At 65.9% G+C, this 24,454-nt stretch carries 25 protein-coding genes; 14 read left to right on the plus strand and 11 right to left on the minus strand.

What is annotated here, in order from left to right:
- Nucleotides 1-22 precede the first annotated feature (22 nt).
- Nucleotides 23-685, plus strand: coding sequence for an imidazole glycerol phosphate synthase subunit HisH (hisH, locus tag A6E15_RS04120; RefSeq protein ID WP_076143945.1), 663 nt, complete (start codon nt 23-25; stop codon nt 683-685).
- 1,064 nt (nt 686-1,749) lie between these two features.
- Nucleotides 1,750-2,949: a Cdc6/Cdc18 family protein gene (locus A6E15_RS04125; RefSeq protein WP_076143947.1), complete on the plus strand. Its 1,200-nt coding sequence runs from the start codon at nt 1,750-1,752 to the stop codon at nt 2,947-2,949.
- Nucleotides 2,950-3,068: 119 nt separating this feature from the next.
- On the opposite strand, the gene A6E15_RS04130 is transcribed toward A6E15_RS04125, so the two are convergent.
- The gene (locus A6E15_RS04130; protein ID WP_076143949.1) at nt 3,069-3,425 is read right to left on the minus strand and encodes a hypothetical protein; all 357 of its coding nucleotides are present in this window, start codon (nt 3,423-3,425) and stop codon (nt 3,069-3,071) included.
- Between the two features lie 121 nt (nt 3,426-3,546).
- On the opposite strand from A6E15_RS04130, the gene A6E15_RS04135 reads away from it, so the two are divergent.
- Both A6E15_RS04135 and A6E15_RS04140 read left to right on the plus strand, forming a co-directional pair.
- Entirely contained in the window at nt 3,547-4,662 is a 1,116-nt protein-coding gene (locus A6E15_RS04135) for a tRNA (guanine(26)-N(2))-dimethyltransferase (protein ID WP_076143951.1), read from the plus strand.
- Between the two features lie 324 nt (nt 4,663-4,986).
- Nucleotides 4,987-5,268, plus strand: a complete 282-nt coding sequence (locus A6E15_RS04140) for a YgaP family membrane protein (RefSeq protein ID WP_076143953.1) — start codon at nt 4,987-4,989, stop codon at nt 5,266-5,268.
- A 224-nt stretch (nt 5,269-5,492) separates the two neighbouring features.
- On the opposite strand, the gene A6E15_RS04145 is transcribed toward A6E15_RS04140, so the two are convergent.
- Complete coding sequence (locus tag A6E15_RS04145) at nt 5,493-5,693, minus strand: hypothetical protein (protein WP_076143955.1); 201 nt, start codon at nt 5,691-5,693, stop codon at nt 5,493-5,495.
- A gap of 234 nt (nt 5,694-5,927) precedes the next feature.
- On the opposite strand from A6E15_RS04145, the gene A6E15_RS04150 reads away from it, so the two are divergent.
- A complete protein-coding gene (locus A6E15_RS04150) occupies nt 5,928-7,211 on the plus strand; it encodes a YihY/virulence factor BrkB family protein (protein WP_139326561.1) in 1,284 nt (427 codons plus the stop codon).
- On the opposite strand, the gene A6E15_RS04155 is transcribed toward A6E15_RS04150, so the two are convergent.
- From A6E15_RS04155 to dcd, 3 genes are all read right to left on the minus strand, one after another.
- Nucleotides 7,212-8,006 (minus strand): alpha/beta fold hydrolase, encoded by a 795-nt coding sequence (locus A6E15_RS04155; RefSeq protein ID WP_076143958.1) that lies wholly within the window; start codon nt 8,004-8,006, stop codon nt 7,212-7,214.
- Between the two features lie 213 nt (nt 8,007-8,219).
- Nucleotides 8,220-8,516, minus strand: coding sequence for a hypothetical protein (locus tag A6E15_RS04160; protein WP_076143960.1), 297 nt, complete (start codon nt 8,514-8,516; stop codon nt 8,220-8,222).
- Between the two features lie 155 nt (nt 8,517-8,671).
- Nucleotides 8,672-9,286 (minus strand): dCTP deaminase, encoded by a 615-nt coding sequence (gene dcd / locus A6E15_RS04165; RefSeq protein WP_076143962.1) that lies wholly within the window; start codon nt 9,284-9,286, stop codon nt 8,672-8,674.
- 202 nt (nt 9,287-9,488) lie between these two features.
- Between dcd and A6E15_RS04170 the strand changes: the two genes are divergently transcribed.
- Together A6E15_RS04170 and pth2 are read left to right on the plus strand one after the other, a co-directional pair.
- Nucleotides 9,489-10,304: a hypothetical protein gene (locus tag A6E15_RS04170; RefSeq protein ID WP_076143964.1), complete on the plus strand. Its 816-nt coding sequence runs from the start codon at nt 9,489-9,491 to the stop codon at nt 10,302-10,304.
- A gap of 68 nt (nt 10,305-10,372) precedes the next feature.
- Nucleotides 10,373-10,711, plus strand: a complete 339-nt coding sequence (gene pth2 / locus A6E15_RS04175; protein WP_076143966.1) for a peptidyl-tRNA hydrolase Pth2 — start codon at nt 10,373-10,375, stop codon at nt 10,709-10,711.
- Between the two features lie 3 nt (nt 10,712-10,714).
- Here pth2 and A6E15_RS04180 read toward each other — a convergent pair whose 3' ends face one another.
- Complete coding sequence (locus A6E15_RS04180) at nt 10,715-11,695, minus strand: DMT family transporter (RefSeq protein WP_076148179.1); 981 nt, start codon at nt 11,693-11,695, stop codon at nt 10,715-10,717.
- 237 nt (nt 11,696-11,932) lie between these two features.
- Here A6E15_RS04180 and A6E15_RS04185 point away from each other — a divergent pair, with 237 nt between their 5' ends.
- Nucleotides 11,933-12,727 (plus strand): helix-turn-helix transcriptional regulator, encoded by a 795-nt coding sequence (locus A6E15_RS04185; RefSeq protein ID WP_076143968.1) that lies wholly within the window; start codon nt 11,933-11,935, stop codon nt 12,725-12,727.
- 58 nt (nt 12,728-12,785) lie between these two features.
- On the opposite strand, the gene A6E15_RS04190 is transcribed toward A6E15_RS04185, so the two are convergent.
- Entirely contained in the window at nt 12,786-14,468 is a 1,683-nt protein-coding gene (locus A6E15_RS04190) for a spermidine synthase (protein WP_076143970.1), read from the minus strand.
- A gap of 137 nt (nt 14,469-14,605) precedes the next feature.
- On the opposite strand from A6E15_RS04190, the gene A6E15_RS04195 reads away from it, so the two are divergent.
- A complete protein-coding gene (locus A6E15_RS04195) occupies nt 14,606-15,016 on the plus strand; it encodes a polyketide cyclase (protein WP_076143973.1) in 411 nt (136 codons plus the stop codon).
- Between the two features lie 103 nt (nt 15,017-15,119).
- Nucleotides 15,120-17,060 (plus strand): hypothetical protein, encoded by a 1,941-nt coding sequence (locus A6E15_RS04200; protein WP_076143975.1) that lies wholly within the window; start codon nt 15,120-15,122, stop codon nt 17,058-17,060.
- A 91-nt stretch (nt 17,061-17,151) separates the two neighbouring features.
- Here A6E15_RS04200 and A6E15_RS04205 read toward each other — a convergent pair whose 3' ends face one another.
- Together A6E15_RS04205 and A6E15_RS04210 are read right to left on the minus strand one after the other, a co-directional pair.
- Nucleotides 17,152-17,379 carry a hypothetical protein gene (locus tag A6E15_RS04205; RefSeq protein ID WP_076143977.1) on the minus strand — a complete coding sequence of 76 codons (228 nt, stop codon included), beginning with the start codon at nt 17,377-17,379 and terminating at the stop codon, nt 17,152-17,154.
- A gap of 89 nt (nt 17,380-17,468) precedes the next feature.
- Entirely contained in the window at nt 17,469-18,698 is a 1,230-nt protein-coding gene (locus tag A6E15_RS04210) for a CobW family GTP-binding protein (RefSeq protein WP_076143980.1), read from the minus strand.
- A 93-nt stretch (nt 18,699-18,791) separates the two neighbouring features.
- Between A6E15_RS04210 and A6E15_RS04215 the strand changes: the two genes are divergently transcribed.
- From A6E15_RS04215 to A6E15_RS04225, 3 genes are all read left to right on the plus strand, one after another.
- On the plus strand, nt 18,792-19,088 hold the full coding sequence (locus A6E15_RS04215; RefSeq protein WP_076143983.1) for a hypothetical protein: 297 nt from the start codon (nt 18,792-18,794) through the stop codon (nt 19,086-19,088).
- Nucleotides 19,088-20,065, plus strand: a complete 978-nt coding sequence (locus A6E15_RS04220; protein ID WP_076143985.1) for an ArsA family ATPase — start codon at nt 19,088-19,090, stop codon at nt 20,063-20,065. The genes A6E15_RS04215 and A6E15_RS04220 overlap by 1 nt, the downstream gene beginning before the upstream one ends.
- A gap of 233 nt (nt 20,066-20,298) precedes the next feature.
- On the plus strand, nt 20,299-22,134 hold the full coding sequence (locus tag A6E15_RS04225) for a carbon starvation CstA family protein (RefSeq protein ID WP_076143987.1): 1,836 nt from the start codon (nt 20,299-20,301) through the stop codon (nt 22,132-22,134).
- On the opposite strand, the gene A6E15_RS04230 is transcribed toward A6E15_RS04225, so the two are convergent.
- Nucleotides 22,131-22,754: a hypothetical protein gene (locus tag A6E15_RS04230; RefSeq protein WP_076143989.1), complete on the minus strand. Its 624-nt coding sequence runs from the start codon at nt 22,752-22,754 to the stop codon at nt 22,131-22,133. The two genes, A6E15_RS04225 and A6E15_RS04230, sit on opposite strands and share 4 nt — an antisense overlap.
- Before the next feature lie 240 nt (nt 22,755-22,994).
- Here A6E15_RS04230 and A6E15_RS04235 point away from each other — a divergent pair, with 240 nt between their 5' ends.
- A complete protein-coding gene (locus A6E15_RS04235) occupies nt 22,995-23,207 on the plus strand; it encodes a hypothetical protein (protein ID WP_076143991.1) in 213 nt (70 codons plus the stop codon).
- Between the two features lie 24 nt (nt 23,208-23,231).
- On the opposite strand, the gene A6E15_RS04240 is transcribed toward A6E15_RS04235, so the two are convergent.
- On the minus strand, nt 23,232-24,431 hold the full coding sequence (locus tag A6E15_RS04240) for a redox-regulated ATPase YchF (RefSeq protein ID WP_076143993.1): 1,200 nt from the start codon (nt 24,429-24,431) through the stop codon (nt 23,232-23,234).
- Between the last annotated feature and the right edge of the window lie 23 nt (nt 24,432-24,454).

A 24,454-nucleotide genomic window follows, 5' to 3' on the forward strand; every position in this document is an offset into this window, starting at 1 on the left:
CTGCGCCGTCCCGACTACCGGTATGGACACCGTTTCGTCTCCACAGGAGCAGTCCCTCGCGTCCGTGGTCGTCGTCGACTACGGGTTGGGAAACCTCCGCAGCGTCACCCGCGGCTTAGAGCGGGCGGGTGCCGACGTCGAGATCACCGACGACCCGGCCGCCTTCGAGGCGGCCGACGGGGTCGTCCTGCCGGGCGTCGGCGCGTTCCGCGAGGGCGTCGAGAACGCCGACCCGCTCCGCGAGGACCTCCTCGCGGTCGCCGAGTCGGGAACCCCCCTCTTCGGCATCTGTCTCGGGATGCAGATGCTGCTGACCTCGAGCGAGGAGGGCGAGACCGACGGCGAGTCGGCCGTGCAGGGGCTGGATCTGATCCCCGGGACCAACGTTCGCTTCGACGAGGGCCAGAAGGTCCCGCACATGGGCTGGAACGAACTGACGGTCGAGCGCGATCACCCGCTCGTCGAGGGGATAGACGGCAAGTACGCCTACTTCGTCCACTCCTACTACGCGGCTCCCGACGACGAGCGAGCGACGGTCGCGACGACCGACTACGAGCTCGAGTTCCCCTCGATCGTCGCCAACGACGAGGACAACGTCTTCGGAACGCAGTTCCACCCGGAGAAAAGCGGCGAGACGGGACTACGGATCCTGCGGAACTTCGTTGAGATCTGCGCCGAAGAATAGTTCCAACGGGACTATCGCAGCCACTGAAACGATTGCCGCGTTGACTCGAAGACGAATACGGCGACGATGGGTGGCGAAGAGACACACCCCGTGTTGCCGCTGTATCGATCCGTGAGATTCCGTCTTCCTCGGGAAATCCCCGGATTTCGGTTCACGGATTGCCGTGCGCTGCCGAAAGCGGTTCCGACACCGAGGCTCTAGTTCCGATCAAAATCACCAATGGTATATACGAGTCCTGTGTCATCGTTCATTGAGTGCCTTGGAAGCGGTAGCGTCCAATTGGTCTTGGACGCGTCTTCGACGCTCGAGACGAAGGATACCGTCGCTTTTGCGCCGTTTTCGGCCGAATCGTTGGATCCACGTCGGAGTCGCTGCTGGTCGGTACGGATTCCGTAGCCGGTGCCGCACCGTGTCCTATCGTTCGTTCGACCCGATCTCCCGTTCGTTCGGCCTGCTCTCTGGATCGATATCTGACCCCCGCTTCGAATCGACGGCCGCCACCACGACTATACAGCGGCAACGCGGGGTGTGTGTCTCCACATACAGCGGCACCGAGGGGTGAAAACCGATCGACTCACGGCCGATAGAAACTCTTTTTACCCGATACAGCGGAAAGACGGTATCCGTCCCGGTCGCCGGGTCGAGTCCGTATCCGTCGACAACGGTCGTCTGACCCGGCTAACACCACTGGCGACTCGCCGCCGTCCAGTTCGCTCCCCCCGTCGCGCGGCCGCCGTGCTATACAGCGGCACTCCGGGGTTCGCCACTGCGGCTGTCTCGAGGCTATACCGCTGCGCTCGGGGATTTTCCCCATCTATACAGCGGCACTCCGGGGTTCCGACCCGGTTCGATTCCAGCAGGGTTGCAGTTCTTCGACGGCAGTGGCCGACAGCCCAGTACGTTCCCATACAGCGGCATTGAGGGGTGAAAATAGGCCGATACAGCGGCACTACGGGGTGTAGATTCCCGGAATTTACCGGCTCAAGACGGAAAGTTTAGACTATACAGCGGCACTCCGGCCCCGAACGGTTAAGTGGTCGACGCCGAAAGTCGCCGGTACCCGAATGTCGGACTCGACGGACTACTTCGGAAGCGAGAACGAAATCTTCCGGAACAAGGAGTTGCTGCAGGTGTCACACCTCCCCGACGGCGATCGGATCATCGGCCGCGAGGACGAACTGACGAATCTCGCGAACGCGATCAAACCGGCGACCAGGGGACACACGCCGAACAACGTCCTCGTTTACGGGAAGACGGGAACCGGGAAGTCGCTGTGTTCGAAGTTCATCACCAATCAGGCGATCGAACGCGCGGAGGGAAACGACGTCTCGATCGGCGTCGCGTACGTCGACTGCCTCCAGGAGTCGACGGAAACGCAGGCAGTGCAGTCCACGGGTCACCAACTCAACGATCAGTCCGAGACTGACGTCTCGATCCCACACTCGGGGCTGAGTACGGCCGAATACTACCGCCGCCTGTGGCACATCGTCGACACCTGCTACGACGTCGCCCTGATCATCTTGGACGAAGTCGACAAGATCGAGGACGACGACATCCTGATGCAACTCTCCCGAGCGGTCGAATCCGGCAAACTCACCGAGAGTACCGTCGGCGTCATCGGAATCTCGAACAAGGTCCGGTACAAGGACTCGCTGGACGAGCGAATCAAATCCAGTCTCTGTGAACGCGAGTACGTCTTCTCGCCGTACGACGCGACCCAGATCCGGGAAATCCTGCGCTCGCGGTCCGACGCGTTCCACGAGGGCGTCCTCGAGGACGGCGTCGTTCCCCGCGTGGCGGCGCTCGCGGCCCGCGAACACGGCGACGCACGGAAGGCGATCGACATCCTCCGCTTTGCGGGTGAGATCGCCGAGGAGAACGCCCTCGAGACGGTCACGGAGGACTGCGTCGATCAGGCACACGAGCGCGAGGAGACCAGCCGACTGGCCGAGCTGATATCCAAAAGCCCCAGTCACGCGAAACTCGTCCTCGAGGCGATGGCGCTGTTGACTCAACAAAAGGAGGGCGACGACGCGCCGGTGACGACTAACGAGGCGTACGACCTCTACAAGCGCCTCTGCGATCGGGACGGCTCGGAACACCTGAAGCTCCGTCGCGTTCGCGATATCCTCTCGGAACTCGAGTTCCTCTCGATCATCGACCAGGAGCGCAAGTGGGCCGGGAAGGGGAAGGGAAATTACATGGAGAATCGACTGATCGACGATCCAGAGGTCATCATCGCCGCCTGTAACGAGTCCGAGTAGCGTCTCGACCGCCCGACATCGGTCGTGAACGTGGTGCCGTCGTGGCGACGGATATTCCCACCCCGTTCAGTCGCTTCGCTTGCGCCGTCTGCGCTCCGGAGGACCGGTACCCAAGGATCTCAGAGCAGTTCGCGAACTTCCGAGTACCACATATCGTGGTAATCGACGTGGCCGACCCGGCGAGCGATGGCGACGGCCAGCGAGTGCCAGCACTTTTCGGTGGGGTCCTCGGCGTCTAAGTTGTACTCGCTGTCTTTGCAGGTACAGCCGCCGTCCTCGACGATGTACTCGTCCTCGTAGCCGACGACGATGGTAAAATCGCGATAGGCCTTCACGCGGCTCTCGCCGACCGCCTCGATGGCGCGGGCCCCGCGGTCGCCGTGGATCCGCGTGATCGCCCCGACGATCTCCGGCGTCAACTCGCCGGCCTCCTCGAGAGTCGCCTGCCACCGTTCGACGGGATTGGCCTCCGACACGTCCGTGACTGTGCGCCGAACTGTAAAATCGGTTTGGTTGTCTGCCGGCGGTCCGCCGTCTTCCCGTCGGCCGCCGGCGGGAGACCACACCGCTTTTCGCCTGCTACCTCCGAGACGTGGTATGCGCGTCACCGAGGGCGGAGTCGACCTCGAGGTCCCCGGCGAGCAGACCGAGGGGATCGAGGAGGCGGTCTTCTACAACCCGCGACAGGAACTGAATCGGGACCTGACGATCGCGACGCTGCGGGCCTACCGCGAGCGCGAGGCGCGGGCCGAGACGTATCTCGACGCGATGACGGCAAGCGGCGTCCGCGGAGTCCGAGCCGCCGCCGACGGCTGGGACGTGACCTGCTGTGATATCGACGAGGAAGCGATCGCGCTCGCCGAAGAGAACCTCGAGCGAAACGACTGCGAGGGGCGGGTCGAACACCGCAACGTCAACGCCCTCATGCACGAGGAGCCGTTCGACGTGATCGATCTGGATCCATACGGGACGCCGATGCCCTTCGCCGACGCCGCGTTCGCGAACTGTCGGGACCTGGTCTGTGTCACCGCGACCGACACCGCGCCGATGTGTGGCGCACACTTCAACAGCGGCGTCCGCTCTTACTCCGCGATTCCCCGCAACACGGACTACCACGCCGAGATGGGCGTGCGGACACTCATTTCGGCGCTGGCCCGCAGCGCGGCCCGGTTCGACGTCGGCATCGAACCGCTGCTCACCCACGCGACCAGCCACTACGTCCGGACCTACCTCGAGTTGACCCACAAGGCCACCGCGGCCGACGCCGCGATCGACGAGTTAGGCCACCTCTATCACTGTGAAGACTGTCTCTACCGCGAGGCCGACCCCGGGCTGATCGCCGACCCGCTCGAGACCTGTCCCAACTGCGACGGCAACCGCGTCCTCGCGGCCGGTCCGGTCTGGCTCGGTCCCGTTCAGGACGCGTCGTTCGTCGGGGCGGTCCGCGACGAGATTCCCTACACGTTCGACACCGCGCCCGAGGCCCGCGAACTCTGTGACACGCTCGCGGCCGAACTCGACACGCCGACTCACTACGACCAGCACAAACTCTGTCGGAACTGGGGGTTGCCGGCCAACGCGATGGACGAGTTCCTCGCCGACCTGCGCGAGGCGGGCCACGCCGCTTCCCGGGCCCACTACGGCGGGACGACGTTCAAAACCGACGCGAGCGTCGGGGAGATCAGGGCAGCGACGAAAGACGGTCTCGACTAGAGTAGCCGCTGAACGTCATTGCACACCTGATCGCACGACGGCGTTGCGATCTGTGTGTAAATCGTTTCAGCGGCTACTCTAGTCCGGCGTCACCGCGCGCCGTGCGAGTCGCCGAGCGCGTCCTCACCGAGCCGTAAGCACTGATTGCCGGCGAAGCGGACGAGTCCCGTAGCGAGAATACACGAGAGACCGACCCGATCGACGCGGCGGAGCCACGACTGAACGCCACCGACGACTGATCGTCACCAACGACTGATTGCATCGATGAACGATATGCATACGTTATATAGCCAGCTGCCGTATGTGTGTCTGGTGATAGAAACCATGGAAAAAAACGTCGGTGGATACGACCGCAGGACTCGACTCCTCGTCGGCCCGGTGCTACTGGTCGTCGGGATCGCCGCCCTCGCTGGATTGTTCTCGATCGCTGCCGGAACTCTCGGGATCGTACTCGCCGGCCTCGCACTCGTCGTCGGGGCGGTGCTGACGATCACGGCTCGCACGCAGCAGTGCCCGATGAACTCGATGCTCGGTCGCAACACCTACCGCGAACGGCCCCGCTCGGAGACGGAGACCGACGACCGGCAGGCCGGTCGACCCAGCTGATCCGATTTTTACCGCGGCGTTGTACTGTCACTGAGCCGGTGCTACAGTCGAGGGGCCGACCCGAGGTCGACGCGACTCCAGCCGGCACCGTGGGGCCTGACCGACCCGATGGGCCGTTTTCTGACGGCTGGCCAGCGGTCGGAACGGCTGCGAAAGCGATCTCATCCGCGTCATCAGCGTGTCGACAGCGCGACTCCGGATACTCCACCGGGCTCCGACGCTGTTCACTCGAGGTCGGCGTAGAGGCGAACGAGCCCGCACTCGGGACAACAAACGCCCTGTACGTTCGCCGTGTTCCGGATCCCCACCTTGCCTAACAGCCCGTCACGTTTTCCGGTCGTGATCGACAGCCGCATCCCCTCGGTATCGCGGACCGCCGTTTCCTCCATCGTCACGCCACAGTCGGGACAGCGTCGTTGCTCCATGCGATGGCGTTGGATCGCCGACACAAAGAACTTCGTCGTCTCCCCGGATCGCGTGGGACCGCGGTGCTGTCGGGCCGGCCCGTTCGAAACCGACTGCTACGGGATCCCGGATCGGGCCAAGCCGAAAGTATGGCCGGTCCGTCTGGACGTAACAACCCGTTGGGTACCTGTGGCGAGTAATTACATATTGGGCGCCATCTCGAACGGCGAGTCGTGATCGATCGGGGACGAGGGGTGGCACTGACGAAGCGAGTCCTTCGACTCGCGAAGGCCCAGCAGTTGACGCTGCTGGCGGCCGGCGTCGCCTTCTACGGCTTTCTCTCTCTGGTGCCGCTAATGTTGCTGGCGCTCGGGCTTGCGGCGTCGATCGGCGGCGAGGCGCTCGCGGACCGCCTCTCGGCGGCCGCGACCGACATCCTCACGGTGCAGGCCCAGACGCTGCTGGCCGACGCCGTCACGGACGAAACGGGTCGGCGCGGGGCGACCGTCGCCGGCATCCTCGGCCTGCTGTGGGGCTCGAGCCGCGTCCTCCGAGGGCTCGACCGCGCCTTCTCGCAGGTCTACGGGACGGTCGGCGAGAAGTCGCTGCTCGATACGATCTGGGACGCGACGATCGTCTCGATCGCCATCGCGGCCGGCCTCGCGATACTGGGTGCGCTCGAGCTGGTCGTTCGGTTCCTGCCGGGGCTCGAGGTGTCGATCGCGGTCGCGGTCGTGGGACAGCTGTTCGTCGTGCTGGGGTTGTTCGTTACCTTTCTCCCGCTGTACGTGATCTTCCCGGACGCGAACGTCGGGATCCGTGAGGCCGCGCCGGGGACGGTCATCGCCGCTGTCGGCTGGTTCGTCCTGAGTCGCACGTTCTCGCTGTACGCTGGCTTGCTCTCCGAGTACGCGGTCTACGGCGCACTGGGGGCCGTCTTCCTCGTCCTCGTCTGGCTGTACGTCGGCGCGATCATCCTCGTCTTCGCGGCGGTGGTCAACGCGGTACTCGCCGACCGTGAACTGGATCGGCAGCTACAAAGTCCCGGCCGACGACAGATTCCGACAGAAGCGATGACCGACGACGCCACGGGCGCCGACGAGGGAGCCACGGACCGCGCCAGCGACCGCGCACGCGAATCGAGCGCGAGCGCCCGAACCCGCGATCGAGCCGACGATCCGGCGGCGCTGCGCGAGGAGATCGAGCGACTCCGCGATCGCGTCGACGACTTCGAGTCCGACGTCGAGGACCGCACCGTCAGGAAAGAGTCCCTCGAGAGCGAGTTGAAACGCTACGTCCGCCGTCGGGTCCGGCGCGGCCACGCCCGCGACTGGGGGCCGTACCTCGTCTTGCTCTACGGGACGGCGATGTCGATCGGCGCGTTCTACTTCCTCGAGGGATTCGTCGCGATCCTCGCGATGATCGTGGTCTGGACCTCGACGCTCGGGCTCTACGTCCTGATGGTCCTGATCGGCTTCGGGATCTCCCTGCTCGGACTGCCCGGTCGGCTCCGCGACGCGGTCGGCGACCGCCGATAGCTACCGAACGCGAGCGGTCTGCCGGACGAACCGTCGCACCCGTTCCGTGTACGTCTCGGGTCGGTAGAGGTTACAGATGTGGCCGGCTCCCGCCAGCACTTCGACCCGACCGTCCCGGGCCGCGGCGGCGTGATCGCGCTCGCCCCGGCGCATGAGTTTGTCGTTCTCGCCGTTGAGTAGCAGCGTCGAGCCCGGGTACGTCGAGAGCGCAGCCCGAACGTCGCGACCGGCGACGTCCGGCCCCGCGTCGCCGAACTGTTCGGGATAGAAGCCGGCGTCGATGATCTCGCGCTCGATATCGGGCGCGAGATCGCGCTGTCGAACCCAGCGGGCGGCGAGTTTCTCGACGGCCCGCTTCCCGAGGTCGGGCTTGGTCAGCAGTCGCGCGACGCCGCCAGTCACCCGCGTGCCGAGTTCCATCGCGTTCACCGGGTTCGCGCTGCTGCCCGACAGCACCAGCCCGTCGACCGTTCCGGGATGGCGGTAGGCGTACTCCGTCGCCGCGTAGCCGCCCAGCGAGAGCCCGACGAGCGTCGCCGAGCCGTCGGTGTGGCGGTCCACGACCTCCTCGAGGACGTCGATCGCCGGCTCCGTCCGGAACGGCTCGCCCGCGCGGGTGCCGTGGCCCGGTAAATCGGGCGCGACGGTGTGATACTCCTCGGAAAGCGCTCGCGTCTGGGGAAGCCACATCTTCCGGGTGAACATCGCGCCGTGTACGAACACGATCGAGTCGGCGTCCGACGGGCCGGCGACGTCGACGCCGGCCCCGTCGGCTCCCTCGCCTGTCCAGTCCATGCCGGTGAGCGTATCACGAGAGCGACCTTAGTGGTCCGCCCGGCCCATTACGGCGACGGCGGACGGGAAAGGCAGTTTCCGGCCCGCCTGCGTCGGTTCCGGTGCCGACGTTGTTCCCCTCGCAGGCCGGGACGATCGGCTCAGAACGGCGGCCGAGACGATCTTCGCCCGCAGCGAGCGCGCACTCGAGCGGGCGCGTGACCGCTCCGTCGCTTACTCATCCCGGCCGTCGTCGATCTCGGAACCGGCATCGGAGTCCGGTTCCGTCGGCAGCTCACCCTCGAGCCGGACCGCGTCGGGAGTGATCTCACGGACCGAGTTCCGGCCCAACGCGACGCGATACCGGAATCCTTTCTCCCAGCCGAGCGAGGATGTGATCGACTCGACGGCCGACGGATCCGGCTTGACGTGAGCGACGTCTCCCTCGACCGCCGCGACGACGCCGACGGTCTCGCCGGTTGCGTTCTCGACGGGTTTGCCGACGTCGTCGTCGGAAAAGACGGCGCACATACCTCCGCTACCGCGACTCGCAATAAGTCGGTAGCGCCTGCAATGGCCGGTCGGTGATCGGCGGGACGGTCGATCGGGGACGGTTCGTCGTCAGTCGATCGGAACCGAAACGGCGTGCCGACGGCTCGAAAGCGGATCGAATTCCAGTCTCGCGCTCACTCGTCGTCCGCGTCCCCGCGCTCGAGTTGGTCGCCGCCGAATTCGTCGTCGCTCTCGATGCGGGAGGCCTGGGGCCCGCTCTGGTCCTGATACTTCGAGCCCCGCTCGCTCCCGTAGGGCCGGTCGGCCGCGGTCTTGAGTTCGGTGAAGGTGAGCTGGGAGATCCGCATGCCGGGTGTGAGCGCGACGGGTGCAGAGCCCAGGTTCGACAACTCGAGGGTGATCTGGCCGCGATAGCCGGGGTCACAGAGGCCGGCGGTGGCGTGGACGACGACCGCGAGCCGGCCCAGCGAGGACCGGCCCTCGACGTGGGCGATCAGGTCGTCCGGGATCTCGACGCGCTCGTGGGTCGTTCCCAGCACGAAGTCGCCGGGATGGAGGATGAAGTCGTCGTCCTCGTCGACGACGGTCTCGGAGACGTACTCCTCGACCTCTCGCTCGGAGTTGGGGTGAATACAGGGGATGTTCGTCCGCTGGAACTCCAGAAACTCCCGGCCCAGTCGGAGGTCGACGCTCGCGGGCTGGATCTGTAGTTCCGGGTCATCTAACGGCTCGACGACGAGGTCGCCGGCCTCGAGTCGGTCGAGGATGTCCGCGTCGGAGAGGATCATATCGAGAGGGAGCGAACACGGCACCCTAAAGTCCTCGGTCCGCCGTCGCTCGCGGCGCGGTCCCGGTCCGGTCTCCCGGTGATGGCGGCCCTCGACCGAGTCAACGGCTTACATGATTTATGATGTTGATACAATTCAAGCGCCTGTAACCCGCGGACGGACGGCCTAACCGATTATAACGCTGTACGATGAAGGGGGGTCCATGAGCGGGAGGCGGGGCCGATTCAACGGGGACGCGGAAGTGCTACACCAGCGGGCTGTCAGGGTTCCGCTCCCCGATCTCGAGGCCGAGCGGGTGTTTCACGAGAACATGCTGACGATCGCGGCCGCGCTGGAGCGGAAGGCGGACCTGCTTGCCGATCCCGAAGTGACGGTGTTAGACGCCTACGAGGCACAGTTCGACCACGCCGCCGAGAGCTTCGAGCGGCGACTTCGACGGATCGTCGGCGACGATTACAAGGCGGTCGCACGGGCGTATCATCGGGGGGACCGCGACGACCGCATCGGTGCGATCGCCGCGTACTACCTCGAGGGGGCCTGGCGCGCCCAACAGCAGGCCACGATCACGGACATGCTGTACGTCCCGCTGGTCCTCCGGTATCCGGACAGTTTCACGGTCAACATCCGCTTTGCCAGCGGACACGAGACGACCGAGGCGATTCGATACGAGTCGCCCGAACACTCCACGGAAGACCTCGACGAGGAGTACGCCGAGACCTACTACGACGAGAGCTACTACTCCCAGCGGCGGGCGGCGTCGTATCTCGAGCAGGGGGCCGAGATCATCCGCGAGGAGTTTCCCGATCCCGACGAGACCCCCCGCGAGGAACGGGAGTACGGCGGTTTCGTCTCGGCGAGCGGCCGCCGGGGATCGGTGTTCTCGGCGATGATCGCGCGGGTCGAGCCCGATCCCGGCCGGTTCTCGGAGCCGGTCGACGAACCGATGCTGGTCGAGGCGGGGCCCGAGGCGAGACGAACGGAACGGGAGTACTTCCGCGAGAGCGAGGTCGTTCACTGACGGCTCGTCGGCGTCCGTCGCAGCGATCGATAGGTACCGCTAAAGGCGTCGGCGTCCTCGAGTCGGCCATGAAACAGGCCATCGTCGCTCGGACGGACGTCGGAATGGGACAGGGAAAGCTCGCCGCACAGGTCGCCCACGCGTCGCTGTCGGCCTACGAGAACGCCGACCGGCAACTACGAGACCAGTGGAAGGAGGGCGGCCAGAAGAAGATCGTCCTGAAAGGCGAGAGCGAACGGCAACTGCACGAACTCTCCGAAATCGCCGAGCAGGCGGGGATTCCGAACGCCCTCGTTCGGGACGCCGGCCACACCCAGCTCGAGCCGGGGACCGTCACCGCGCTGGCGGTCGGTCCGGCGGCGGACGACCGCGTCGACAGCGTGACCGGCGAGCTGTCGCTGTTTTGACCGTCAATCGGAGCGGTAGCCGCGGGGTTCGTCCCTGACCGGGGTTTCGTCGTCGGGCAGCCGCGGGTCGGGGGTGAGCCGCTCGCGCAGCGAGCGGAGATCGACCGACTTACTGCCGAGTACCGCGAAGCCGGCGAAGATCGTCAGGAAGCCGGCGATCGCCGGCGCGTCGATCGTCTCTCCCAGCAGCGCCCAGCCCCCCAGCGTCGAGACGACGGGCACGACGTAGAAGATCAGGTTCGCGCGGATCGCGCCGGCCGTGTCGATCAGGCCGAAGTAGGCGATGTAGGCGAGGACGCCCGCGAAGACGCTGACGTAGCCAAGCGCCGCGACCGCCTCGAGGCTCCAGTCGATCGTGGCCGCCGACTCGCCGCCCGTCCAGGCCAGCAGGTGACACAGCGCGGCGGCGAAGGGCAGCCCCCAGGCGACCCGGACCGTACTCGAGAGGTCGCTGTCGGCTCGGCGGATCAGCACGGCCCCGAGCGCGGCGGCGATCGCGCCGACGAAGAGGATGCCCTTGCCGACGGCACCGCCCAGCAGGTTCGCGGGGTCGGGGCTGACCACGAGACCGACTCCGAGCAGGCCCAGACCCAGCCCGGCCGCGCCGCGAGCGGAGAGGCGCTCGTCCGAGAGGAAGAACGCGGCGAAGATCGGCGTCATGATGGGGTTGAGACTGTACATGATCGAGCCCACCGCGCTGGTGACGTACTGCTGGCCGACGAACAGCAAGGCGTTGGTCAGCCCGATCGCGAGGACGCCGGTCGCGAGGACGGCTCCGACGTCGCCGCGGGTTCGGGGCAACAGGTCGGCCCGCGAGGTCGTCAGTCCGACGTAGGTGAGCATGATGACCGCGGCCACGTCGAACCGGAGCGCGACGAACAGCAGAGGCGGGAAGTACGCGAGCCCGGCCTTCGCGGCGACGAACGTACCGCCGAAGAACAGGCTCGAGAGGGCGAAGAAGACGGCGGTACGACGCGCTACCACGGCGTCGCCGCCTCCGTGCGAACCGCGTTCGTCGACCCGAATTCGGGCGACGCGCGAAGAGTGGAAATCATCGTACTCGGACGTACGAGCGGCGGCCATATAGTTTCGTTTAGAAACTATTTCATAGTAAGAAATCAGAGCGGGCCGGGAAAGGGACAGTCGACGCGACACCCGCGCGGGCCGTGAAACGGTTTCACGGTGCGAAAACGGTTTGGTCTCGGCCCGGAGAGGAGACGTATGGAATCGGCGCTCGAGGAGATCGAGTTCCTGGCGCTCTCGGAGAACCGCGTCGAAGTGCTGGAGTTGCTCTCGGCGGGGCGACACACGCGCAGGGAACTGGCCGACGCCACCGGGGCATCGCAGGCGACGCTGGGCCGGATCCTCGGGGACTTCGAGGACCGATCGTGGGTCAGACACGAGGGCAGCGAGTACGTCGCGACCGCGACCGGCCGACTCGTCGCGGAGGGGTTCACCGACTTACAGGAGATCCTCGAGACGGAGGGGCGGCTCCGCGACATCGTCGACTACCTGCCGACCCACGCGATGGAGTTCGACCTGCGGCGGCTCTCGGACGCGACGATCACCGTCCCGACGGCGACGCGGCCGAACGCGCCGCTCTCGCGACTGCTCGAGTTCGTCCGCGAGGGCGAGGCGATCAGGACGTTTTCACACACGTTCAACGGACAGGCGCTACGGGTCGTCAGCGAGCGCGTGATCGGCGGCGACCAGCGCTTTCGGGGCGTCTTCGGCCGCAGCGCGATCGAGGCCCTCGCCGAGGAGTCGGAGCTTCGCGACCGGCTCGAGGCCCTGCTCGCGGCCGAAACGGCCGAGATTCGGGTTCGAGACGAGGGTGTCCCCATCGCGATCATGATCGTCGACGACGTGGTCTATCTCCTCCTGCGCGACGAGACCGGCGTCCTGCGGGCCTCGGTCGACACCGACGACGACGCCGTCCGCGCGTGGGCCGAGGACTCGCTGGATCACTACTGGCGGACCGCGACGCCGCTCGATATCGACGACCTCGCCGACTGACGTGACTGCGGCGCGGAAACGGACCGATACCGGCGCTCGAGGCGGTCGTCGCTCTCCCCTACGGCTGGGCCGGCGCGGCTCCCGTCGCCTCGCGTTCCGTCGGGAACGGCGTCGAGACCTCGAGGCCCGCGGCGGGTCGTGCCGTCGCAAGCGGGTCCGGCCCGACCGCGATCGAGGCGGGCTCCGGCTCCGTCTCCTCTTCACCGGTCTCCTCGATGACGTACTCCTGGCCGATCGTCGACGCCTGCAAGTTGTCGACCGGGGCGTGGTCCTCCGTCAACACCGGCACGTCGTCGGTGTTCGGTTCGTCCATGTAGGCGTCGACCTCGCCGCTCAGGTCGATCCCCAGCTCGCGGCGCTCGTTTCGGGCCGCGAGGTCGGCCTCGGTGAACTCGGTGTCGGCCTTCGTCGCGACGACCTCGATGTTCTGGACCGAGCCCAGACTCGAGGTCCGGAAGCTGTAGGTCGAGGGGAACGCCTCGTCGATCGTCTTGTACTGGGCCCGGTAGAACGCCGAACCGGCTCCGCTGGGCGCGGCGATGACGTTCGCGAGGAAGACCCCGTCGTCGGAGAGTCGGTCCTCGACGAGTTCCATGAAGCCCAGTTGGGTCAGGTGGATCGGAACCTGATCCTTCTGGTAAGCGTCGAGGACGATCAGGTCGTAGGTCTCGTCGGTCTCCTGCAGGAAGATCCGGCCGTCCTCGGTGTGGGCCGTCATGTTCTCGCCCTCCTCGAGGTGGAAGTAGTCCTTGGCCGCTTGCGTCACCTCGGGGTCGAGTTCGACGACGTCGACGTCGACGTCGTAGGTCCGCTCGAAGTCCTTCGGGCCGGTGTAGCCGCCCCCGCCGATGAACAACACGTCGTCGACCTCGTCGGGGTCGTCGGTCATCAGCATGGGCAGGTGGAAGTACCGCGTGTACTCGAAGACGTGTCGGTCCGGGTCCTCGAGGTCCATCGCGCTGTGGCGCGCGCCGTCTAAATACAGCGTTCGCACGTCGCCGTCGTCGATGACCTCGAGGTCCTGATAGGCCGTCTGGGTCTCGTAGACGACGTCGCCGCGGTGGTCGAACGCGACGGGACCGACGCCGCCGGCGACGATCAACAGCAGGGCGATACCGACGCTCGCGGCCGCGGGTCTGGGCGCGACCCGCGGGAGGGTCAGCGCGAACGCGGTGCCGACGAGGATAAAGCCAAACAGCAGCCCGATCGCGTCGATTCCCAGCGTCGGAATCAGGAAGTACGTGGTCGCGCCCGCGCCGACGATGCTGCCGATAGTGCCCAGCGCGTAGACGTGGCCCGACGCCTCGCCGGTGCCCTCCTTCTCGGAGAGTTCGGCCGAGTAGGGGCTGATAAAGCCGAGCAGATAGGTCGGCGGCCCGAACAGGATCAGGACCGCCGGCAACGAGGCGTACCGAGCCGGCAACGGTAGCGTCGACGCCGAGAGCAGGAGTTGATCGCTGGCGTAGACGACGATCGCGACGTAACCGGCCGTCCCCAGCAGGATCCAGCTCATCCGCGCATTCGAGGCGGTATCGGCGCGCTTGCCGCCCTGCCAGTAGCCGAGGCTCAGTGCGGCGAGGAAGACGGTGATGATACTTCCCCACGTGTAGATGCTGCTCCCGAACTGCGGGGCGATGATCCGGCCCGCGAGAATTTCCAGACCCATACTGGTAACGCCGGAGACGAACACCGCGACGTCGGGCTTCGTCGGGCGGTACGCGGAGGGCTGCCCCAGACTCATTACCGGGACATAGCGGGCCCGGCAGGAGAACTTGTCGCCTCGGTACGGATTCGTCGGGAGTCACGCGAGCGAAAGGACTCGCCGGGAGCCGGTCGGTAGTCCGGCGTTTTATCTCGGTCCCGTGCGTGCGGGTCGATATGCGCGAGGTGACGGTCTCTCGAGTCGTCGCTGCGGCCCCGACGGAGCTGTCGGCGTGGCTCGAGCCGGCGACGATCGTCGAAGCCGAGGGGAGTTTCGCGGTCGAACGCGTCGAGGAGCGAGACGGGACGACGGTCGTCGTCGCTAGCGGCCCGGGACTGCAACTGCCGCTGCGGTTCGAGGACCGCGACGGGACGATCTACTACACGCAGGAGAGCGAGCGCGGTCCCTTCTCGGCGATGGAGACGTCGCTCGAGACCGACCCGGTCGACCACGGCCGGACCCGGCTCGCGGCCCGGTCGGCGGTCGAACTCGCCGCACCCCTGCCGTTCGGCGATCGGATCGCAGCCTGGAAGCGGCGGGGCGAACTCACGACCCTGCTCGAGTCGGCCGAGGCTGCTTTCGAGTAGCGGATCGGGTATCGCCGGGAGGCGAGATCGCCGACCCCCACCTATTTCTGAGCCAGAATGTAATGAAAACCTACTTGTAGTGTCGGAAACGAAAACGGATCGTATGCCGCAGTATCCCCGCCGAACCCTCCTCGGTGGTATCGGGACGACGATAGCGCTCGGACTGGCAGGCAACACCGTCAGTTCGACCGACGCAAACGGCGAACGCGACCCTGCCGACGCACCGAGTTTCGAGACCCTCCTCGATCACCTCCCGGCCTCGGTCGCGACCGAGTCGATGACGGTGTCGGTGATGGACCTCGAGCGCCGGCGCGAGGCGAACGAACCCCACGGACCCCACGCCGCCACCGGCGCGTTCCGGATCGACGACGAAGCCGTCACGAAACAGGCAGTCGTCTACGCGACGGGTGAGTCATTCACCCAGTCGGTGACGGTCCTCACTGGCGAGATCGACCTCGACGGTGACGGCGAGTCCCGCGAAACTGACGACGGCGTCGCGTACGACCGCTACGAGGCCGACGATCAGGTCGCCGCGGTCACGGACGAGGCCGTCGTCATCGCACAGGACGCGGACGTCCTCTCCGACGCCGTCGCAGCGGGCGCGGGCGATGCCGACCGGCTCCTCGACGCGAAACCCCTCCTCGAGGAGGCGATCGACGTCCACGAGGGCGCCGACGGGTACAGCGTCAACGTCGGTGACGATTTCCAGCCGCCGGAGACCGACGCGACCGCCGAATACGTCGTCCGGGCGATCACCGTCCGCGGTCCCGACACGATCACGATGGACTTTGCGGTCTCCTTTACCGACGCGGACGACGTGACCGACGAACTCGCCGAACGCCTCGAAGGGGAGTTTGCCTACGTGGCGACGACCGACGAGCCGACAGCCGAAGTCGACGGCAGTCTCGTCACCGTCTCCGTGGAACGCGACCTCGCGGCCGAGCGGGCCGCCCGGGAACACGACAGCCCCGGGTCGCTTCGCGTCGAACGCGATATCGACCTCGAGGACGATCTCCTCGAGATCGAGATCGGCCGCGGCGATCCGACCCCGATCGAGGATCTCACGCTGGAAGTCGGCGACGAGGCCTACGACCGCGACATCTGGACCAACGGGCACGGTACCCTCGAGGAAGGCGATACGATCGTGATCGAGACCGACGATGTCGAACCGAACCTCTCGGTGACGCTCACCCACGACCACGAGTACGGCTCCAGTTCGAGTACGACGACGGTCCTCGGACACTTCCGGTTCGAGTTCGCGTACGACCCCGACGCGACGGAACTCACCGTCGAGTACGCCGACGAGTTCCCGCTCGACGGCGACGAGGTGTGGCTCGCGGTCCACGAGGACCGGCCAACCTACGGCTTCCGTGAGGACGACCCCGAGCCGACGGCGACCGCCCAGCCCTGGGCGGGAACGACGATGGAGTCAGGCGACGACGCGACGATAGAGGGCGTCGATCCGGGCAGCGTGGTCTACGTCTGCTGGGGCGAGCCGAACTACCGGGAGAGTCTCGCGACCCATCGCACTCGGCCGCCAGGAACCGTCAAATTCGAGTACGACTACGAAGCGCAGTCGCTCTCGGCGACCCTCGAACTGGACGATGACACCGAACGGCCCGCCTCGGCCTACGAACTCCTGGTCGACGGTGAGCCGGCCGAGACGCAGTGGGCCGACGCGGCCGACACCGTTACCTCGGGTGCAACGATCGAGATCGACTCCGTTCCGGTCGGTGCCGACGTCGAGGTCGTCTGGGGCGAGGACGACGTCCGAGTCGGCAGCGCGTACCCGCAACCGACGGTCGACCTCGCGTTCACCGAGGACGGGACCGCGGTCGAACACGTCGGCGGCGACTCGGTGGACGCATCGAAACTCGAAGCTCGCGTGTGGTCCGAGGACGGCTCCGTCGAGATCGACCTCGCGGACGAGGTCGACGGTGACTTCGAGAAGGGCGATACGATTCCCGTCGATGCGTCGGCAGCACGAGGCCTGTCGTTGGTCTACGAGGGACAGTACTACATCGGCTACGCCCACGAAGCGTAAGAAGCGGGCCCGCCCGTCCGCTCGTATCAGCCCGTTTACCGGCGGTGTAGCTGGTCGTCGAGTTGGAAACCGATGCTCGAGCCACGGCGTCTCAGGGACGCGAAACGACGTGTGTGAGCAGGAACACGACGAGAGCCACTGCCACGATCGTCGTGGGCGTAAACGCAAGGATATCAAGCCGGCTGGCACCCCAGACGAACAGCGCGGCAAACAGCGTCGAGAGCGCGGCGTTCAGGACCAAGAGGACACGCGGATCTCCCTCCGACGACTCGAGACCGGCCTGGAGACCGTCGCTTCGCTCATCGTCGGGACCGGGCATGGAACAAAACGGGGATGGCGGTCACTTAGCCGTTTCTGTGCGCGATCGACGCCGGGAGTCCCGCGGTCCCACCGAGACAGTAAACCGTATCAGGGCTCCCGAAACACGACCGTCTCCGATTCGTCGCTGGGAAACGGGTTCGGTAGCTCGTCGGCTCGTGCCCACTCGTCGTCGGTGACCAGCCCGTCAGTCAGTCGCGACCGAAGCGCCGGTTCGTGGGTCTCGAGAGACGTCCCGATGACGACCAGTTCGGTCCGACGGTCGCCGTGTTCGTCGTGCCACTCGAGGTCGGGCCGGTTGGACCGATAGAGGTCCCGCCGGATCTCGGGGAGATCGGCGATCCACGGCCCGCGGACGGATGCGCGGACGGAGGGGCCCGCCTGAGAGATATCGACTCTCACGTCTCGGCCGGCGACCCACGCCGTTCCCTTCGATCGGACGATGTCGTCGGGCAGGTCTCGAAGGATCGACGCGAAGCGCTCGGGGTGGAACGGTCGGCGCGCGCGGAACACGAAGGAGTCGACACCGTATATTTCGTCGGGATGGCTGTGGACGGCGTGGTCGTCGTGCGTTCCACCGTGATCGGTTGTCTCGCCGTTCGCGTCGTCCGAAAGCGCCCGTCGCCAGCCCGCCAGTTCACCCAGTTGCTCGGGATCGAACAGGTCGACCCCGAGGATCCGGTCCGGCGTCACCTCGCCGAACTCGGTGCGGATCGTCTCCGCCGTCGGCCGAAGCGCACGGACGAGGCCCTCGGCCCGCTCGAGTTCCGTCTCGGTACACAGATCCGCCTTGTTACACAGCACGAGGTTCGCGACTTCGATCTGTTCGATCAGCAGGTCTGAGAGCGGTCGATCGCTCTCGTCCGCGTCGCCGCGGCGTTCGGGCGCCCCCTCGCCGGCGAAGGTATCGAGGAACAGCCGCGTGTCGAGGACGGTCACCAGCGCGTCGAGGTCGTAGCTGGCGGCGACCCGCGAGGACGTGGTGAAGAGCCTGGCGACGGGCGCGGGTTCGGAGATGCCCGAGGCTTCGACGACGAGGTGGTCGAACGCCCGCTCGCGGGCCAGCCGGACGACCGCCGTCTCGAGGTCGTCCTGGAGTTCACAGCAGATACAGCCGTTCGAGAGTTCCGCGACACCGCCCTCGACGTCGATGTCCGAGCCGTCGGCGACGAGTTCGGCGTCGACGTTGACCGAGCCCATGTCGTTGACCAGCACCGCAAGCTCGCGGTCGGCGGTTCGCAGGAGGTGATTGAGCAGCGTTGTCTTCCCCGCACCGAGGCTCCCCGAGAGGACGGTGACCGGCGTCGTCTGCGATCCCATGGATGGCGTTGGAACTCGAGCGGCAAGAAGCATCGTATCACGGCGTCGCGGGACGCGACATATTTCCGTTTTCGGAACGGAGCATGTCGAACGATGACACTCGCCGATCGGATCGCGTCGTTTCGGGCCACGCTCGCGGAGTGGCTCCGGGGACTCTACCACGGGCTGATCGCTCATCCCGCCTACGAAAAGATCGAAGCCGAGGCCGAGGACCTCGAGGACGCGTTCATGCTGGCGTGTTTCCCCGATGCCTTCGGCATCCCGTCGCCGGTCTCCTACTACACGGCCGAACTCCTCCCCTACCTCGAGGACGAGTATCAGGCCTGGGAGCGTCGCATGTGGGATCGCCAGTCGATCCTCGAACGCAAGGGCCACCAGTACCACTTCTGATGACGACGTTTACCTTCTTCGGCGGAAAAGGCGGCGTGGGAAAGACCACCGTCTCGAGCGCGTACGCACTGGAGTGTACCGACGCCGGCAGCGAGACGCTGCTCGTTTCGACGGACCCGGCACACAGCACCGCCGACGTCTTCGATCAGTCGTTCGGCGACGATCCTCGGCCGGTCGACGGATACGACGGCCTCTCGGCGATGGAAATCGACCCCGAGCGAGAGGTCCAGGACCACCTCTCGGAACTCAGGGGACAACTCGATTCGCAACTGAGCGCGACGATGGTAAACGAGGTCGACATCCAACTCGAGATGGCCCATCAGACGCCCGGTGCCTACGAGGCGGCCCTGTTCGACCGGTTCGTCGAGGTGATGCGGACCGCAGACGAGTACGACCGAGTCGTCTTCGATACCTCGCCGACCGGTTCGACGCTCAGGCTGCTCGCGTTGCCGGACCTCCTCGAGCGCTGGATCGACCGGCTGATGGACAAGCGCGAACGCAGCATCGATCTCTTCGAGAAGGCCGCGATCGGCAACAACGAGCCCCGGCGGGTGATGGACGGCGATCCGATCCTCGCACGCCTGCGAGAGCGCAAGGAGCGCTTCGAGTTCGCCGGGGAGACCTTGCGCGAGAACGCGGCCTTCTACCTCGTACTGAACCCAGATACACTCTCGATCCGCGAGACCAGACGGTCGGTCGAGCAGTTGGCCGAGGCGGATCTCCCCGTCAGGGGACTGGTCGTCAACCGGCTCACCCCCGAACCGGACCCGGACGAGGACGGCCGCGGCGCGACGTACCTCCGTCAGCGCGTCGCGACCGAGCGCGATCGCCTCGAGCGGATCGAACGGGAGTTCGACGTTCCGGTCGCCGCGACGATCGAGAGCCGCGTCGAGGAGGTTCGCGGGAGCCTGCTGGAAGATGTCGCGGTCGAACTCGAGATTCCGGTCGGTGACGACGACCGGCTTTCGGCGGCGTGAGACGAGCGGCTCGCGGTGATCGATCGGTCACCGGACCGACCGGGCCGGTCGGGCGCGCGAGAGCGGGACGGGACGACGAGGCGAATCGACCCGCCTTCGGACGGCGGCCCGAACCGGGCATCGATGTCGTACTTCGTACCGGAAAAACCGGAAATTCGTCCGACACTAGTACGGAATTCAATGAATTATATTTATGGTTGTGCCGTGAGAGCCACGACTAGAGGGTTGGTAACATGGCAGGAGTAATATGGATCGTCGCACTGGTGTTGGTACTGTTTTCGGTCGCGTACGTGGGGTACGGACGGTATCTGCAACAGTTCGTCGATCTCGACGACAGCCGAGAGACACCGGCACACAAGTATCAGGACGGACAGGAGTACGTCCCGGCGAAGAAGCCGGTATTACTGGGGCATCACTACTCGAGTATCGCGGGCGGCGCGCCGATCGTCGGCCCGATCACCGCGGCGCTGGTCTGGGGATGGGTCCCGGCGGTGCTGTGGGTCGCGATCGGGAATCCGCTGCTGGGCGCGGTCCACGACTTCGTCTCGCTGTCGAGTAGCCTCCGCCACGAGGGGAAGTCGATCGGCTACATCATCGGGGAGTACGTCGGCGAACGCGGCAAGAACATGCTGCTGTGGTTCGCGTTCCTGTTGACGATCCTCGTCGTCGCCGTCTTCGCGCTGGTCATCGGGATCGTGTTCAACAGCTTTCCGCAGGCGGCGACCGCGAGCCTGGTCTACGTCGCACTCGCGTTCGTCTTCGGCGTCTGGCTGTACCAGCTGAACCTCCCGTTCTCGGTCGGGACGGTCGTCTTCGTGGCCGGCATCTTCGCGTCGGTCTGGGTCGGTATCCAGTACCCGATCGCGCTGTTTGGCTCGAGCTTCGAGAACGCGCCGGATACGATCGTGCTGTTCGGAGAGACCGCACCGTCGTTCGTTCCGGAACTCGGCTTCAACCCGAACGTCGGGGCGTGGGTCCTCGTGATGCTCGTTTACGGGGGGATGGCGAGCGTCCTACCGGTCTGGATGCTGCTTCAGCCCCGTGATTACCTGTCGTCGTTTCTGCTGTACACCGGGGTCGGCGGTGCGCTGCTGGCGGTCATCGTCGGGACGTTCATCACCGACACCAGTCAGCCGTTGACCTTCCAGATCGACGCGTGGTACGGAGCGATGGGCAGTAACAACGCGGCCTACGATCTGATGCCGCTGTTCCCGCTGCTGTTTATTACGATCGCGTGCGGGACGATCAGCGGCTTCCACTCGCTGGTCTCCTCTGGGACCACCGCGAAACAGCTCGATAAGGAGACCGACGCTCGCCTGATCGGCTACGGCGGGATGCTCGGCGAGGGGCTGCTGGCGACGGTTGCCCTCTGTACGATCGGCGTCGCCGGCATCGCGAGCGCGTCCGGCGGGATCGGGCTCGCCCTGCCGAACTTCGCGACCGGCGGCGGCGTTATTCTCACCGCGTTCGGCATTCCCGAGAGCTACGGTGCGCCCTTCATGGCGCTGGTACTCGCCAGCTTCCTCCTGACGAGCATGGACACCGCGGTCCGACTCAGCCGGTATCTCGTCGAGGAACTCGTCGGAACGCCCCAGACCACCGTTCAGGAGTACGGTGCGAACCGGTATGTCAACACGAGCGTCGTCGTCGTCGCCGCCTTCGTCCTCCTGGGCTCCGGGAGCTGGGAGGACCTCTGGTTGCTGTTCGGCGGTGCGAACCAGCTGCTCGCCGGACTCGCACTGCTGACCGGAACGGTCTGGCTCGCCAACTGGAACAAGAACAAACAGCTGATCAGCACGGGCGTCCCGCTGGCCCTGATGGCGTTTATCACGGTCCTCGGGCTCCTGTGGGTCGCGTTCTATCAGGTACTGTACGTTCGACTCATCTCGGGTAGCCCCGGCATTTGGACCTGGATCTCCGGCGGTGGCCAGATCGTCATCAATCTGACGCTGATCGCGCTGGCCTTGGCCCTGCTTCGAATCGGCTACGGAAACATCAGCTCCACTCGCGGTGTCGGTGGCGAGGCCGTCGCGGCTGACGGCGGCGAACCGTCGGAGTCGGACGACTAAAGCTGGAGTCGACGGGCGATCAACCCGAGCACACCGGCTTTTTTCCGCTCGATCGGTTCCCAGAGCCGGAAGGCCGTCGCGACGTCGGCGTTCTCGCTGGCGGCCAGCGTCTCGGTTTCCGGTGCGACGACGGCCAGGTTGATCTCGTAGTGGCCGTTGAAGCCGTACTTCAGCATGGTCCGGTCGTCGAACCCCGCGACGCGATCGCGCACGTCTCCGGGGACCGACGGCGCGACCGCGACGAACGTAAACTCCGTACTGTAGTGTTCCTCGTCGGGATCGATCCACTCGTCGGCCAGTCGATGGCCGAGATCGACGTATCGATCGAGCAGTCGGTCGTCGACGCGGTCGACTCGCTCGACGAAGAGGTGTTCCGTCGACTCGTGTTCGGCGATCGAAATCGCGGGATGGAGGAAGTGCTTCTGGCTCGTCAAGTCCATTCGTCCGTACAACGTGAACCGCTCGCCGTCGACAGCACGGTCCTTCTCGAGGTCGTAATTGTGCATGAGCCGGTCGCTGACTCGGTCGACGTACTCGTCGTCCCAATCGGGGACGGCCGCCGGCTCGGCGTCGCCACTCGAGTCCGCGGCGTCCTCGGATGGGGCCGTCCGGTCAGACATGGCTTGCTCGCCTCCCGATATCTCGCGTGGCTCGCCACACACCGGACTGCCAGCGAGTAGTCACGGACGTGTCCATGGGGAAAGATACCACGTCGCGGGCAAAAGTCCGTCGGAGGGCCGTCCCGACACCGACCGCCGACACACGGCGTGTCGCCCATCGTGGATCGACGACGCCGCCAATTCCATCGGCATCGCGATCAGGCTTAAGTTCCGGGCGGTCGTAACGGTATGTAGATACCCATGGGAACGGATCGCGAAGCCTGCGGCCGCTGTTCGATGTCAGTCGTCGTCGACGCCACGAGTGCGGACGCCGAGACCGATCACGATCCGTACGGCGAGGCGCGCATCGAGGTCGACGACGATCGGCTCCGGACCCTCTCGCCCGGTGCCTGGATCTCGCGACTGACGGCCCGAATCGACGACGCGGCCAGCCGATTCGTCTGGGGACGATAGGACTGCCACAGCCGAAGTCCGCACCTAGTTCGTCGTGATGACCTCGATGATGTCCCGGGACTCGACCTCGTAGTCCTTCCCGAGCTGGCGGTTCGTCCGGCAGTCGATCGCGTGCAGGAAGCCATCCCCGATGTCCGAGTGGAGGCTGTAGGCGAAGTCCTCCGCGGTCGAGTTCGGTGGGATCAGATAACAGTCGGGCAACACTTCGCCGCGTTCGTTTCCCAGTCCGTTCGCGCCGCCGGGGAACACCGGTGTCACACCCAGCACGTCGAAGAGGGCGGTCTCGAGCGCCGCCTGGACGCCCGTCGCGCCGAACTCCTCGAGGAAGTCCCGGATCTGCTCTAGACCCTGCTCTTGCTCGCCGGAGACGTCGCCGGTAATGTCGAAGTCGGCGTCCCCGGGCCGGTAGTCGACGACGCCGGCCTGGTCGGCTGACTTCAGCGCCTTCTCCGCGTGGGCGCTACAGGGAACGATCGTCAGGTGATCGTAGTCGGGATCGCTCGTGATCGCCTCGTAGTTTTCCTGTGCCTCGGGCGTGTCCATCTTGTTGGCCGCGATGACCATCGGCTTGGTCTCCTTGCGGATCTCGCGGGCCAGTTCGAGTTCGTCCTCGTCGTCCCACGCCTCGGGCTCGAAACCGACGTCGACCCGTCGGATCAGCCGCTTGATCTCGTCGTCGCTGGTCTTGAACGCGCTCATCTGCTCGGCGAGTTCCTCTTCGATGGCGTCGTCCTCGGTCGTGTAGCCCGTCTCGTATCGCTCGATTCCCTTCTCGAGGACGTCGAGATACCACTGGTCGAGTTCCACCTCGAGGAAGTCGATATCGTCGCGGGGGTCGTGGCCCTCGGTTGGTTCTCCCTCGGCGTCGGTTTTGCCGGAGAAGTCGACGACGTGGACGAGGACGTCGGTCTCGTTCAGGTCGGTCAGAAACTGGTTGCCCAGTCCGTTGCCCTCGTGTGCGCCGGGGATGAGCCCAGCCACGTCGACGAGTTTCGTCGGGACGAAGCGAGTGCCATCGTCGCAGTAGCCCACGTTGGGCGTGCATTCCTCGTCGAACTCCGGGGCCGCACAGTCGACGCGGACGTAGGCCTCGCCCACGCTGGGATCGATCGTCGTGAACGGGTAGGCTCCCTCTGGCACGTCGTTCATCGTGGCCGCGTTGAAAAAGGAGGACTTGCCGACCGAGGGTTTGCCGACGAGTCCGATGCGGTAACTCGTACTCATTACCCCTTCTGGGCGGGGCCCGC

The sequence above is a fragment of the Natrinema saccharevitans genome (genome assembly GCF_001953745.1).
Lineage (GTDB): Archaea > Halobacteriota > Halobacteria > Halobacteriales > Natrialbaceae > Natrinema > Natrinema saccharevitans.